Source organism: Phyllobacterium sp. 1468 (genome assembly GCF_031455525.1).
In the GTDB taxonomy this organism is placed as follows: domain Bacteria; phylum Pseudomonadota; class Alphaproteobacteria; order Rhizobiales; family Rhizobiaceae; genus Phyllobacterium.
Genome location: NZ_JAVDSX010000002.1, coordinates 453372 through 467064, shown reverse-complemented (window position 1 = coordinate 467064; position 13693 = coordinate 453372). Strand labels below are relative to the sequence as shown.

13 protein-coding genes are annotated in these 13693 nt (G+C 54.8%); 3 read left to right on the top strand and 10 right to left on the bottom strand.

Annotation, left to right across the window (positions count from 1 at the left end; genetic code table 11):
• Positions 1-5: 5 nt before the first annotated feature.
• Positions 6-2465 carry a penicillin acylase family protein gene (locus J2X72_RS07695; protein ID WP_310070347.1) on the top strand — a complete coding sequence of 820 codons (2460 nt, stop codon included), beginning with the start codon at positions 6-8 and terminating at the stop codon, positions 2463-2465.
• A 15-nt stretch (positions 2466-2480) separates the two neighbouring features.
• Here the strand turns inward: J2X72_RS07695 and J2X72_RS07690 are convergent, their stop codons facing one another.
• From J2X72_RS07690 to moaA, 8 genes are all read right to left on the bottom strand, one after another.
• Positions 2481-3101, bottom strand: coding sequence for a glutathione S-transferase (locus J2X72_RS07690; protein ID WP_310070345.1), 621 nt, complete (start codon positions 3099-3101; stop codon positions 2481-2483).
• Positions 3102-3126: 25 nt separating this feature from the next.
• Positions 3127-3963, bottom strand: coding sequence for an ABC transporter permease (locus tag J2X72_RS07685; protein WP_310070342.1), 837 nt, complete (start codon positions 3961-3963; stop codon positions 3127-3129).
• On the bottom strand, positions 3960-4673 hold the full coding sequence (locus J2X72_RS07680) for an ABC transporter permease (RefSeq protein WP_210001684.1): 714 nt from the start codon (positions 4671-4673) through the stop codon (positions 3960-3962). Before J2X72_RS07680 ends, J2X72_RS07685 begins: the two co-directional genes overlap by 4 nt.
• Before the next feature lie 126 nt (positions 4674-4799).
• Positions 4800-5591, bottom strand: coding sequence for a transporter substrate-binding domain-containing protein (locus tag J2X72_RS07675; protein WP_210000997.1), 792 nt, complete (start codon positions 5589-5591; stop codon positions 4800-4802).
• Between the two features lie 236 nt (positions 5592-5827).
• Positions 5828-6337, bottom strand: a complete 510-nt coding sequence (mobB, locus tag J2X72_RS07670; protein ID WP_310070335.1) for a molybdopterin-guanine dinucleotide biosynthesis protein B — start codon at positions 6335-6337, stop codon at positions 5828-5830.
• Complete coding sequence (gene mobA, locus J2X72_RS07665) at positions 6334-6966, bottom strand: molybdenum cofactor guanylyltransferase MobA (RefSeq protein WP_310070333.1); 633 nt, start codon at positions 6964-6966, stop codon at positions 6334-6336. The genes mobB and mobA overlap by 4 nt, the downstream gene beginning before the upstream one ends.
• A 2-nt stretch (positions 6967-6968) precedes the next feature.
• Positions 6969-7871: a DMT family transporter gene (locus tag J2X72_RS07660; protein WP_405044675.1), complete on the bottom strand. Its 903-nt coding sequence runs from the start codon at positions 7869-7871 to the stop codon at positions 6969-6971.
• 131 nt (positions 7872-8002) lie between these two features.
• Complete coding sequence (gene moaA, locus J2X72_RS07655) at positions 8003-8992, bottom strand: GTP 3',8-cyclase MoaA (RefSeq protein ID WP_310071034.1); 990 nt, start codon at positions 8990-8992, stop codon at positions 8003-8005.
• 290 nt (positions 8993-9282) lie between these two features.
• Here moaA and J2X72_RS07650 point away from each other — a divergent pair, with 290 nt between their 5' ends.
• Together J2X72_RS07650 and J2X72_RS07645 are read left to right on the top strand one after the other, a co-directional pair.
• Entirely contained in the window at positions 9283-9663 is a 381-nt protein-coding gene (locus J2X72_RS07650) for a gamma-butyrobetaine hydroxylase-like domain-containing protein (protein WP_210001003.1), read from the top strand.
• 529 nt (positions 9664-10192) lie between these two features.
• Positions 10193-12115: a L,D-transpeptidase family protein gene (locus J2X72_RS07645; protein WP_310070327.1), complete on the top strand. Its 1923-nt coding sequence runs from the start codon at positions 10193-10195 to the stop codon at positions 12113-12115.
• Between the two features lie 11 nt (positions 12116-12126).
• On the opposite strand, the gene J2X72_RS07640 is transcribed toward J2X72_RS07645, so the two are convergent.
• On the bottom strand, positions 12127-12864 hold the full coding sequence (locus J2X72_RS07640; RefSeq protein ID WP_112528526.1) for a proteasome-type protease: 738 nt from the start codon (positions 12862-12864) through the stop codon (positions 12127-12129).
• A 30-nt stretch (positions 12865-12894) separates the two neighbouring features.
• Positions 12895-13692, bottom strand: coding sequence for a transglutaminase family protein (locus tag J2X72_RS07635; protein WP_210001007.1), 798 nt, complete (start codon positions 13690-13692; stop codon positions 12895-12897).
• Between the last annotated feature and the right edge of the window lies 1 nt (position 13693).

The following is a 13693-nucleotide window of genomic DNA, read 5'->3' as shown; positions in this document are numbered from 1 at the left end:
GGACAATGCGGCGGATCATCAAAGGCCTATTATGGATTGTTTTCTCCCTCATCCCCATCGCATTGCTCGGCACAGTCCTCGGTTATGTCTGGCTTGCCCGCTCGGTAGCGCCCGCCACCGGGGAGATGGTGCTTGCGGGTTTGACCGCACCCGTCACGGTCACGCGCGACAAAAATGCAGTCCCGCACATTAGCGGTAACTCGGTCGAGGATGTTCTGGCCGCTCTTGGCTTTGTCCATGCGCAGGAACGCCTCTGGCAAATGGAAGTGAACCGCATGGCGGGACAAGGACGTTTGTCCGAGTTGTTCGGCGACAAGACTGTATCTACCGACCGCTTTATCCGCTCGATTGGCCTCTATGAATCGGCCGAGCGCTCCGCAGCGTCACTGGACGAGGCGGACCGGAAGAAGATTGATGCATATGTGCTTGGAATCAACGCGTTTATTGCCGGAGCGGGGCCGACATTTGGTTCCAAATACTCGCCTGAATTTGTCATACTGGGCCATACACCGGAAAAATGGACTTCCGCCGATGTGATTGTGACGCTGAAGTTGATGTCGGTGACACTGGCCGCCAACATCGATGACGAAGTGTTGAGATTGAAGTTCGCCCGTCTGGGCATGAGCGATGCGGAGATTGTCGATTTGCTGCCGCCCGTGCCCGGTGATACGCCACCACCGTTGCCGGATCTGCGCCAGGTTCTGGGCTTACCCAGCGGCGCGCTCAAGGCCGGCGCAGCGCAGGCCGAAAGCCAGTTTGCGGCATTGAACGACATCATGTCCACCGGCGCTTCGAACAATTGGGTCGTAGGTGGTGCCCGAACCGAGACCGGCAAGCCGATCCTCGCCAATGATCCGCATTTAGGGCTAACTGCACCCTCTCTCTGGTATCTAGCGCACCTGCAGGTCAAGAATGGCGAGGGATCGTCGAAGAACCTCGTCGGTGTCACGCTGCCGGGAGCCCCGTTGGTATTGCTCGGACGTAATGACAAGGTGGCGTGGGGCTTCACAAATACCGGATCCGATGTTCAGGACATTTTTGTTGAGAGGATCAATCCCGCCAATCCCGATGAATACCAAACACCTCAGGGTTTCTCGCCTTTCGAAAGAAACACCATATCCATCAAAGTCAAAGGCAGTGACGCGGTAACCTTTGACCGCAGAACCACACGTCATGGTCCGGTCTTGCCTGCGGATTATCGCGGGCTCGACCATTATCTGCCGGATGGCACAGTTGCGGCCTTGTCCTGGACCGCTTTGGCCGGCGATGACAAGACGATTTCTGCTGGACTGAAGCTCTGGGATTTCGCGAATGTCGCTGATTTTCAGAACGGGATGCGCGAATTCGTAACGCCGATGCAGTCAATAGTGATTGCAGATGCCGATGGAAATATTGGTCTGATCGCTCCCGGCAGGGTGCCTGTGCGTGATCCTGCCAATCAAATCATGGGGCGAGCACCATCCCCGGGTTGGGACGCCACCTACGACTGGAAGAGCTTTATACCCTACGAGGAATTGCCGCGCGTCTTTAACCCCGCAGACAATGTTCTTGCGACTGCGAATACGAAGATCGTCGATGCGAGTTATCCGCATTTCCTGACCTTCGACTGGGACGAACCGTGGCGCTTCGAGCGCATAAAGACACTGATCTACGGTGCGAACCAGCAGACGCGGGAAAGCAACAGCAAGGTCCAGGGTGACGCCTTGAACAGTGCTTACGCCGCTTTGGCTCCGGTCATGCTGAGACTGGTCGATGGACGGAGTGACGTCGACGTCGATGTTACCAAACAGTTGCAGGCGTGGGATTTTGTCGAGAACCGGGAGCGCATCGAACCGCTGCTGTTCAGTGCCTGGTTGAGGATGGCGACGAAGCGAATTCTTGAAGACGATCTTGGCGATGCCTTTCCATCCTACTGGCAGGGCCATGTCGACGCTATGTTGCGCTGGCTTGGGCCAAACCCGGCGCGTGACTGGTGTGATGACGGTCGCACGCCGGAGAAAGAGAGTTGTGGCGATATTCTGGCACTGGCACTCGCCGATGCGATCAAGGATATGAATGCTCGTCTTGGTTCGGACCGCTCCAAATGGACTTGGGGAACGTTGCACTATGCTTACGGAGCACACCGGCCGTTTTCGCAGGTCAGCCCGCTCGACAAACTTTTCAATGTCACGGTGCCTGTGTCAGGGGGTGCTTATACGCTCAATCGCGGCAAGTCGTCGTTTATGGATGAAAGCAATCCCTTTCGCGTGGCGCACGGCACCAGCTATCGTGGGCTGTTCGATCTCGCCGACCTCAATCGCTCGACCTATATCCAGACGACTGGCCAGTCGGGAAACGTATTTTCATCGAACTATCGTGATTTCGCTCAAAAGTGGGCTGACACCGAAGCCATCACCATTCCCACCGATGAGCGAAGCTATCAAGACGGTCTGCTGGGCGTGTGGCGTCTGAAACCGAAAGAATGACCTGGGGACGAGACCCTAGGTGAGGGGGGTCATTACCGTCTTCTGGTAAGCTGGACGCGCCTTCAAGCGTTCATACCAGGATTCAAGATGAGGATGATCCGGGCGCTCAATCGCCATTTCGAACCAGGCATAGGCAAAGCAGCCGACGGGGATGTCGCCGATGCCGAAGTTTGCACCCGACAGGTAGGGCTGCGAGGCAAGCGCTGTATCAACAATACCGAATAGTTTGCTGCACGTCTGACGCCCTTTTTCCATAGCTGCATTGTCGCGTTCTTGTGCAGACATACGCACCTGATTCCAGAACAAGTCGCGGAAGGGACCGGCCAGGGTGGAGGTTGCCCAGTCCATCCATCGTTCGGATTTTGCCCGGGTCGCTGCATCGTCGAGATAGAGCGTCGACTGTCCATACTGCGCGGCGAGATAGCGAACAATTGTGTTGCTTTCCCACAGCACCAGATCCCTGTCTTCCAGAGTCGGCACCAGTCCGTTGGGGTTCATCGCCCTATAAGACGGATCAGATACGACGCCGTGGGCGCCGCCCGCAGGGATGTTTTCGTAAGCAACGCCGACTTCCTCGGCGGCCCAAAGCGCTTTCTTGACGTTGGTCGAGTTGGTACGGCCCCAGATTTTAAGCATGGTAGATTCTCTTGGTGGGTTGGTGTCAGCGTATGAGATGACGCGTGATGCGACGCTCCAACCAATCCCAGATATGCCGAATGATTTCCACCAAAATCAGATAAATGATTGCAGCCCAGAGATAGGCTTGAAAATCGAAGGTTCTCGAATAGGCGAGGCGCGTGTAACCCATCAGATCGTAAACCGTGATCAGGGCAACGATTGCCGAGCCCTTGATCATCAGGATGATTTCATTGCCATAAGGCCGCAACGCAACGATCAGAGCTTGCGGCAGCACCACCTTCCAGAACGTAACGAATTTCGAAATGCCGAGTGACGCCGCTCCTTCCCATTGTCCGAGTGGAACGCTGCGGACCGCGCCGCGCAGTATCTCGGCTTGGTATGCTGCTGTATTGAGTGAAAACGCCAGCAGGGCGCAATACCATGCCTCTCGAAAAAACGTCCAAAGGCCAACTGCTTCGAGTTGGGGCCTGAATGATCCGAGGCCGTAATAAAACAGAAAGACTTGCGCGATTAGCGGTGTCCCCCGGAAGAAATAGACGTAGGCGTAAGCGATCGACGATGCGATGCGGTTTTTGCTCATCCGGCCAAGGGCCACCGGTATCGAAATCAACGCGCCCATCAGGATTGACGATCCCACAAGCCCGATCGTGGTCTTCAGGCCCGCAAAATATGTCGGGCCGTATTTCGCGATGAGCTCTGGGTTCCATGCGCTGTAAAGATAGACGAGCAGTCCGACGAGAAGAGCGATCCAAAGACCCACAAGCAGATGGCCAACGAGTCGGCCTCGAGTCCATTTTTTCGGCGGTGCCGGGGGACGCATGACAGTTGCTGGCCGCGCATTGATGAAGCTTTCCGTCATCGTTTTACCCCGCTCTTGGCCGATGAGCGTTCAATCGCGTCGATGACGAAGGATGAAAGAATGGCGAGGACAAGATAAATCATGCAGGCCGCACCAAAGAACAGGAAGGCGTGCTTCGTAACACGAGCCGCCACGCCAGTCTGGCGCAATATGTCCGCAAGTCCAATGGCTGAAACCAAGGCTGTGTCCTTGAGCAGGATCATCCATAGATTGGCCAGCCCAGGGAGCGCGATGCGGATCAATTGTGGCAGGATAACCTTGCGCATGGTCTGACCGCTGGAAAGTCCGATGGCATAGCCGCCCTCATATTGGCCCTTCGGTATCGCGCGGAATGCGGAAAGGAACACTTCGCTGGCGTAGGATGAAAACACGACGCCTAGAGCGAACATGCCGGCGATGAATGAATTGATTTCAATCGTGCCTTGGTAGCCAAGAAGCTGACCCAGTTTCTGAATGCCTATCTGCGCGCCGAAATAGACCACGAACAAGGTGAGCAGCTCAGGCAGGCCCCGAAAAATAGTCGTGTACATGTTCGCGGCGAGTTTCACGGAACGTTCCGGCGATTGTTTGCCAAGCGCGACAAAGAAGCCGATCGCCAACCCGACCGGCAATGTGGCCAGCGCGAGACTGACCGTTACCAGAACACCGCTGGCAATGCTCGGACCCCAACCGCCCTCGCCAAAACCCAGTAACGCTATTGAGCCTTCCATAGCAACTTTCATATTTGCGGGCTGTTCCCCATGGCTCTTTTCCGAGCCCGCCCGTCATTTTATTCAAAGCCGTAGATGGCGGTATGACCCGCCATCTACATTTCATATCAAGTCAGTGCGCTTGGCTCAATCCTCGCCGCCGTAAACGTCGATCTTGAAGTACTTGTCGTTGATTTCCTTGTACTTTCCGTTCGCGCGGATCGCGGCAATAGCTGCGGTGAATTTATCGGCCAGCGCTGTATTGCCCTTCTTCACCGTCACGCCGGCGCCTGGACCGTGGATCGCGGGATCAGGGGTAATCGTGCCGAGGAGCTTGCAGCAAGAGCCGGCATCGCTATCGAGCCACTGGCCCAGAACAACGACGTCGTCCATTACGGCATCGACACGACCATTGCTGATATCAAGTTTATATTCATCTGACGTCGGATACATCTTGATATCCGAGCCGCTATACTTGGCTTGGGCGTAGTTCGAATGGCTGGTCGACCCTTGCACACCCAGAGTTTTGCCCTTCAGGGATTCCGGTGTGATGTCCTTGATATCGGAATCCTTCGGTACAGCAATTGCCGGAGGCGTGTTGTAGTACTTCTTCGAGAAGTCGACTTTTTCCAGACGTTCGGGCGTAATCGACATGGAGGCAATGACCGCATCGAACTTGCCTGCCTGCAGCGCCGGGATCATTCCGTCCCAATCCTGAGATACCCAGGTGCATTCGGCCTTCATTTCTGCGCAAAGCGCATTGCCGATATCGATATCGAAGCCCTCGAGCTTGCCGTCGGGGGTAAGATTGTTGAAGGGTGGATAGGCTCCTTCGGACGCGATTGTCAGTTTCAGTGCGTCCTCCGCGTGTGCCGCGCCCATGGAAAAGGCTAGAGCTGCAGCGGAAATCGCGAGTACGAGACGCTTAGTGATACGCATTTATTTGAACCTCTCTTTTATAACCCGGCTGTTCCCCTATTTTTCTGGACAGCCTTCCGGGTATGGTCGCAGTTTATGTCACTGCTCCTGATACGGATATTCCCACTAGTTTTCTTTTAATTGCAACCGGGAATCGTGCGTCGCCAAGCGAATCTGGCCGTCAAAATCACATAATTATTTTGAGCCTAATACTTTTGTTGCGCACGTATTAGGTGAAACGTCATTTTCTAACACGCCTAGCGGGAAAGCTCCGTTTCACGTTCGATCAAATCGGCCAGGGCAGCAATATCGTCCAGTTCGTAGACGGGTACTGTCTCGTCCAAAATCGGGTAATCGCTGGCGATCGCAACGATGCTGGGATCGCCTGTCGTCAATCGTCCCCCTGATCTGCCTTCGGTACGGCGGGTTTCGATCTTCTTGTGCCCCTCGCGCTTGTAACCTTCTACCAGGATAAGATCACAGGGTGCGAAACGGGCAATGATATCAGCCAGCGTCGGCTCGCTCTCACTCACTAGCTCATGCATCAGCGCCCAGCGTCGATCCGAGACAATCGCCACTTCGCCGGCACCTGCCTTGCGGTGACGAAACGAGTCAGTGCCCTCCTTGTCGATATCGAAATCATGATGGGCATGCTTCACGGTCGAAACCTTCCAGCCCCGGCGGGTCAATTCGTTAACAAGTTTGACGGTCAGCGTGGTTTTTCCCGAATTCTTCCAGCCGGTTATCCCGAATACGCGAGGGTTCATCGTATGGCACTCCACCGCTGCCTGGCTTCGGCAATATCTTCGGGTGTATTGATGTTGAAGAACGGGTCGAGAGACGCTCCGGATTGCGTCGTCACGATCGGGAATTCCGCAATCTTGTGCGGATGGCCCTCGATCCATGCAATGACACGGCGGTTCTTTTCGTTGCTCAACCAACGGCGGAGATCGCTCTTGAGAAAAACTGGCCAGAGGCCGAAAACCGGGTGCAGCCGGTTCCCAGAAGCTGCGACTCCGATGTGTCCTCGCGGAGCGTCTGCGACAGCTTGGCGTAATGTATCGACAAGATTATCGGGAAAGAATGGCGTGTCCGTCGCCACGGTGACAATGTGCGTGTACGGTAGCGCCTGGTTGTTTGCCCATTCCATCGCAGCCAGAACTCCGGCAAGGGGCCCTGCAAACCCGTCAATGTCGTCGGGGATGACGGGAACCGGCAAATCCGAAAATAGCATCGGCTCGTTATTGCTGTTCAAAGCCACCGGTTCGATTTGACGCGCCAAACGGGCATAGACATGATCGATCACGCGCCGGTCGCCAAACGGCAGCAATGCCTTGTCAACTCCGTCCATCCTTCGCGATTGACCGCCCGCCAGTATTATACCCGCAACTCTCACGCCTATACTCCATCAGGTGACGTCGCCGCCGCCGTTGTGGTTGCGACCGGCTTCAACCGGCCGACAATGCGCTCACGGTAAAGGGTATAAAGCCCGCTGCCAATCACGACGAGGGAGCCGACGATCATGGGGACGTCCGGCAGATCACCGAAAAACAGATAACCGAGCAGGATAGCCCAGATCAAACTCGTATAGCGGAACGGCGCAACGAAGGCGATTTCGCCTTCTCTCATGGCCAGAATGATGAAGTGATACGCGACCATGACGCAGCAGGCGGCAAGTGTCAGCAGCAAGGTGTTTGTCAGCGACATGGGCGTCCAGCCGCCCAGAGGACCGATCATGCCGACCCCGGCAACGCCCACACCTGTCGAAGTTAGCGCGGAGATCATCAATACCGGAATGGTCCTTGGGACCTTGCGCGTCGCGAGATCCCGCATTGAGGCAAAAATCACCGTGACGACGATCAAAAGAATGTATGGGCTGACACCGTTATGGCTTGGCCGGACGATTATCAATACGCCGATAAAGCCGACAATGATTGCAATCCAACGACGCCAGCCAACCGGCTCGCCGAAGAATAGCGCAGCCCCGAGGGTCACCACCAAGGGCAGAGCCTGTAGAATTGCCGAGGTCAAAGCGAGAGGAACGTGAACCAAAGCGACAAGAAAGCTGACCGTCCCAACGACCTCGCCGATCACGCGCAGGATCGTCATTTTGTGCAGGGCTTCACGCAGCGGAACCAGCATGCCCTTGTGCCAGGCGAGAACAAGGATAAGGACGGTCGAGATCGAGCTGCGTACGAGCATGACCTGGCCCATATTCATGTCTTCCGCAACGAATTTGACCGTCGCATCGTTGAACGTGAAACTGGCCATGCCGATGGCCATAAAAAGACTGCCACGCAAATTGGGAGATAGCGCCAAGATGGTCAATTCCGGATGAGAAGGCGATTCTCCTCCAGAATCGCTTCATTAGATATATCAATCTGTGCTGCTCAGTGCATCTGGAATGTTTTGGCGAGCCGGGGCCTCACGCTCTAACCCCCCGTGACGCTCATGTGGCGGGAGACAGCAGGGCGATTGTGACGGCGGTCAATAATAAAATCATGGCCCTTCGGCTTGCGGCCAATTGCTTCGTCAATGGCAGAATTCAGAAGTTCGTTGCCTTCTGACGAACGTAATGGTTCACGCAGGTCAGCAGCGTCTTCCTGGCCGAGGCACATGTAAAGCGTGCCGGTGCAAGTAAGACGTACCCGGTTGCAACTCTCACAGAAATTATGCGTCATCGGTGTGATGAAGCCGACACGCCCGCCGGTTTCCTCGATTTCGACATAACGGGCGGGACCGCCGGTCTTATAGGCGATGTCGTTCAAGGTGAACTCTTCGCCGAGTTTGGCCCGAAGCAGCGACAGCGGCAGGTACTGGTCCGTACGATCGAGCTCGATTTCACCCATTGGCATGGTTTCGATCAGCGTCAGGTCCATACCGCGCCCATGAGCCCAGCGGATCATCTCTGGAATCTCGTGATCGTTAAAGCCTTTAAGAGCGACGGCATTCAGCTTGACTTTGATGCCGGCTTCCTGCGCAGCATCGATGCCTTCCATAACCCGGCTGAAATCACCCCAGCGGGTAATCGCGCGAAATTTATCAGGATCCAGCGTATCCAGTGAGACGTTTATACGTTTGACGCCATGGCCGGCCAACTCAGGCGCAAAGCGTGCGAGCTGCGAGCCGTTTGTGGTGAGGGTCAACTCTTCGAGCGCACCGGACTGAAGATGACGCGAAAGCTCTCCGATCAGATGCATGATATTTTTGCGAACCAGCGGCTCGCCGCCGGTAAGGCGCAGTTTTTTCACGCCTTTCTCGATGAACGCCGTGCAAAGCCGATCCAGCTCCTCGAGCGTCAGGAGATCCTTCTTCGGCAGGAATGTCATGTGTTCCGACATGCAATACGTGCAGCGGAAATCGCAGCGATCAGTCACCGATACGCGCAAATAGCTTATCGTGCGCCCGAAAGGGTCGATCATGGGGGCCTGATGTGCCGTCGTATCGAGCAATGCAACGTGATCCAAGAGCTTCCTCCTTCCAAAGAGATAGGGTGCCGGCTTCCAATTGTCCAGCCGTCGGACGTGACAAACGCTGAGGTTTTTCCACGCAGCTGTTCAGCCCCGCGTTCGTTGCCGAGCGCGTCTGACAAAGCGGGGAATCGGCGTGTGCAAGGGAACAGTCTGCACAGTACCCGCCATGGATTGGAAGGACGGACTTGCGGGGATCGATCCTTGTTCTTACAGAAGAGGGAGCACGAGGAGGGTTCGCAATGACTGATGCCTGGCCCAAAGAACTGCGCGTAAGCAAGGACCGCCGATCGTTCACGATCGTCTTCGACAATGGGGAAAGCTATGTGCTTACGGCAGAGCTTTTACGGGTCGCGTCACCTTCGGCGGAAGTTCAGGGGCACTCGCCCGAGCAACGCCAGACAGTGCCGGGCAAAATAAATGTCGAGATTGCCAAGATGGAACCCGTTGGAAATTATGCTGTACGCATCATTTTTGACGACATGCACGATACTGGTCTGTTCAGTTGGGACTATTTGATCGATCTTGGGCGTAACAAGGATGCACGCTGGCAGGCCTATCTCGAGGAACTTGCGGAGAAGGGTTTAAGCCGCGAACCGTTCACGCCCCGGCGAGTGACTTGAGTTACTTCAAAACAATTGCATGCGAAAGCAGCCCGCGCGATCCCAGAACCACAGGTTGCAGGAAATGAAACGGATCTGCGCGCAGTAGTCAATGGGCTATTTGCTGAATAGTCGTTCGCGTTGACCTGTAGGAAATATTCTATTGATAAGTGTATCCTACGCATTCTCGGGTGACACTGAAGAATATATTTTAAGAACCGCCCAACACAACGGCGATATGTGAAAATACTTGTTCGCCTTGTTATCCAGTTTGATGCGGCACGTCGCTTCTTCTGGAATATTACTACGATTGTGGAAATAGAGCTGGATTCTTCAACTATTTGTGTGATGAATTAACATGCAAGTGCGGGTGATTTGGGATAAATGTGTCAAAACCAGCACACAGCTTAAAATTGTGCCGCAGCGAGTTAATATTTGGGGGCGGGGCATTGTTAAAAGATTCTAAATACGATGCGGTCAAACTGGCTACACACGTCATCAATGGCTCATGTTCATCCGTGAGCACCACAGTTCCAGCTGGGCACGCATCATGAATTCCCGTTCCAAAAAAAATACAATCCTTCTGGCTGCGATGTTGTCGGCCACGGCTATATCGATGTCGCCGGCATCGGCAGCCAATAACCTGATGGAACTGCTGTTCGGCAATCGCCGCGTCGAGTCGCGTCCTGTCGACCAAACACATCAGGTCCATCCTGGCAGTGTGCAAGATGCGAGCGTGCGGCGTCCGAACGCCCCTATCAAGCGCGTGGTGGTGACAGCGCCGACAAACTATGACTACAAGCCCGAAGGCTTGGTTCAGATCGATTTTTCGAAAGTGGATACACAGATCACGGCTTCAGCGGATCATGGCACGGATATGTCGCCATCAATGGCGATGGATGAATTCGGTCTGAAGATCGACCATCTGAAGGCTGCCCATGTTCTGGCAGAGAAGGAAATCTCTGACGCGATTGTCTCATATTATGCCACGAAGCAGCGTGCGATCTGGACGGCTTCTTATGATGTGACACGACAGGCAAAGGCGGTCGTAGCGCTTTTTGCAAAGGCTGCTGACGATGGTCTTGATCCACAAGATTACGCGGTTGCGGTCCCGAGTGACGATTACGACCGTGCCGACATTCCAGCGCGATTGAAGGAGCTTGCAGATTTCGAGTTATCGATGTCGGCACGAGCGCTGCGCTACGCCATGGATCAGGGCGAGGGCCGCATCAATCCAAACCGCCTAAGCGGGTTCCACGACTTTGCCACGGGCCGGGTCAAGCCGCGCGAAGTGATCGAACAGCTTGCGTCGTCGAACGATCCCGCCGCGACACTTGCTGCTTTCGAACCACAGAATAAATGGTATGCCGAGCTTAAACAAAATCTGCATGAGCTCGATGACACCAGTGAGCCGACTGTCAGCATTGCTCCCGGCACAATGATCCGGCCGGGAGATACCAGCGATGAACTTCGCAATGTCGTAGCGCTGATCCGGGCGAAAGCGCCGCAGGATTATTTGACAGAGCACAAGATCGTGCTGGCCGCGCATGAAAACAGCTATGTCTATGACGAGAGTCTCGTCCAAGCTATCAAGGACTTTCAGAAGTCGCAGGGCCGCAAGGCTGACGGTGTAATTGGCAGCAACACCATCAAGTCGCTTCAAACTGAAACAACTCTGTCTAAACGGAACCGTATTCTGTATTCCATGGAGCGGCTGCGCTGGTTGCCGCATGATTTCGGCAAGCGCTATGTTTTCATCAATCAGCCTGCCTACCGCGCCCAGTACTTCGACGACAACACAGAAAAACTGGCGATGAATATCGTGGTCGGATCACCCACGAACCAGACCTATTTCTTCAACGATACGATCGAGACTGTTGTCTTCAATCCATCCTGGGGGGTGCCGCGCTCGATCATTCTCAACGAGATGATGCCGAAAATACTCAGCAATCCGTCCTATCTCGAAAATAGTGGATATGAAGTCTATGACAAGTCGGGTCGCGTGGTTCCGTCGAGCTCGATCAATTGGTATCAGGTTGCTTCAAACGGCGGCGGCGTTGGCATTCGCCAGAAGCCGAGCCTCGACAACGCTCTCGGAGAACTGAAGATACTCTTCCCGAATAGCCACGACATCTACATGCATGACACGCCGGCCAAATCATATTTCAAGCGTGACATGCGGGCTTTGAGCCATGGCTGTATCCGCCTGGAGCGCCCACGTGACATGGCGGCGGCAGTGCTCGGCGTTCCGGTCGAAGATCTGAAGCAGTACTTCGGAAAAAACGAACGCAGCGTCAAGGTAAAGGACCAGTTGCCGGTCTACGTTTCCTATTTCACTGCGTGGCCAGATGCGACGACAGGCGAGATCAAGTATTACGACGATGTCTACGAGCGCGACGCTTATCTCGAAAAGGCTTTCGTCAAGACGCGGGCAATGCGACAGGCAACAAACGTCCAGACTGCGAAACTATAAAGGCAGCGCCCCTAGTCGTTTTTGATTTCAAAAGGTGGCAGGCTTTGGAAGGCAAGTTTCAAGGCCTGCGACCAGCCATCCGAAATCATTTCGTAGTAAGGATCATGGCGTTCGATGCGTTTTTCGAAACCAAGCTTGAGACTGTCCGACTCGTAGAATTGCAAGTCCAGCGGCAATCCTACTGACAAGTTGGATTTCAACGTCGAATCGAAGGAAACCAGCAACAGCTTCGTCGCTTCCTCAAAAGTCAGTGCAGGGTCATAGGACCGCACGATAATCGGTTTTCCATACTTGTGCTCACCGATCTGGAAGAAGGGTGTATCCGGCGTCGCTTCAATGAAATTTCCCTCAGGGTAGATCAGGAAAAGGCGTGGATCGCCGCCTTTGATCTGACCACCGAGGATGATCGAGGCGCCGAATGAATCGGCGCGCTGCCCGCCCGAATCCACCTCGTCGATGACATGCCTAATCGTATCGCCAACGAGCCTTGCCGTCTGGAACATCGATGGCATTTCGTAGATCGACGGCGACCGTTCGGAAGGCTCCTTGGTGCGTTCATTCAGGATGCTGATTACGGCTTGGGTTGTTGCCAGGTTACCAGAGGAAACCAGCGTGATAACGCGGTCGCCGGTCTTGGCCCAGGTATACATCTTCTTGAACGTGGAAATATTGTCGACACCGGCATTTGTTCTTGTGTCCGACATGAACACAAGGCCGCGGTCCAGTTTGAGCCCCACGCAGTAAGTCATAGCGAATCCCGAATCCCGATAGCAGAGCGATTACTGCTCTACATTGACCTCTACGGCAAGTGATTCAATGCCCGGTCCAAAGCGTATACCGGAAACCGGGGCCGCTTCGCGGTAATCGAGGCCGCACGCCAGACGCACATAGGTTTCATTCGGACAAATATCGTTGGCTGCGTCGAATCCCACCCAGCCTAGTCCTTCTATATGAGCTTCGGCCCATGCGTGGCTCGCCGTTTGCTCGATCGTGTTGTTCAGCATGAGATAGCCGGACACGTAGCGGGCGGGAATATTGAGCAGGCGAGCGGCGGAAATGAAGACATGGGTATGGTCCTGGCAGACGCCTTTGCCGTTAAGAAACGCCTCCTCGGCCGTCGTGTTGATGTTGGTAGTGCCTGGTGTATAGGCCATTTTCTGATGCAACAGTGCCATCAGTTCGTGCATGATTGCGAGTTTGTCGCTACTGGCTGGCAAGCTTGCTGCCAATTCGCGGATGGAATCACCCGGTTTGGTCAAGTCCGTTTCACGCTCGTAGAGCCATATCGGCATGAAATTATACACCTTGCCGAGAACGCCCGTACGATCCTCGGTTTCGACTTGGCCTTCCGCGCGTATGACGAGTTCTTCGATGTCGCGATCAAGCCGTATCAGCATGGTGCGATTGCCATAGCCGTCACGGTAGTTCGCTTCCTGGGTCGCGCCCTCTATCTTGAGTGCCCAGTCGACGACTTTCTGGCCCGGGCTGCTTTGTGGATGCATGCGCAATCGCAGCACCGAATAGTGAACCGGAGCGTCGTATCGATAGCGGGAGTTGTGCTGGATGTTCAAAAGCATG

Coding starts and splice junctions, on each gene's coding strand:
- J2X72_RS07695 (WP_310070347.1), top strand. CDS start 6: ATGCGGCGGATCATCAAAGGCCTATTATGGATTGTTTTCTCCCTCATC.
- J2X72_RS07690 (WP_310070345.1), bottom strand. CDS start 3,101: ATGCTTAAAATCTGGGGCCGTACCAACTCGACCAACGTCAAGAAAGCG.
- J2X72_RS07685 (WP_310070342.1), bottom strand. CDS start 3,963: ATGACGGAAAGCTTCATCAATGCGCGGCCAGCAACTGTCATGCGTCCC.
- J2X72_RS07680 (WP_210001684.1), bottom strand. CDS start 4,673: ATGGAAGGCTCAATAGCGTTACTGGGTTTTGGCGAGGGCGGTTGGGGT.
- J2X72_RS07675 (WP_210000997.1), bottom strand. CDS start 5,591: ATGCGTATCACTAAGCGTCTCGTACTCGCGATTTCCGCTGCAGCTCTA.
- mobB (WP_310070335.1), bottom strand. CDS start 6,337: ATGAACCCTCGCGTATTCGGGATAACCGGCTGGAAGAATTCGGGAAAA.
- moaA (WP_310071034.1), bottom strand. CDS start 8,992: ATGATCGACCCTTTCGGGCGCACGATAAGCTATTTGCGCGTATCGGTG.
- J2X72_RS07650 (WP_210001003.1), top strand. CDS start 9,283: ATGACTGATGCCTGGCCCAAAGAACTGCGCGTAAGCAAGGACCGCCGA.
- J2X72_RS07645 (WP_310070327.1), top strand. CDS start 10,193: ATGAATTCCCGTTCCAAAAAAAATACAATCCTTCTGGCTGCGATGTTG.
- J2X72_RS07640 (WP_112528526.1), bottom strand. CDS start 12,864: ATGACTTACTGCGTGGGGCTCAAACTGGACCGCGGCCTTGTGTTCATG.
- J2X72_RS07635 (WP_210001007.1), bottom strand. CDS start 13,692: ATGCTTTTGAACATCCAGCACAACTCCCGCTATCGATACGACGCTCCG.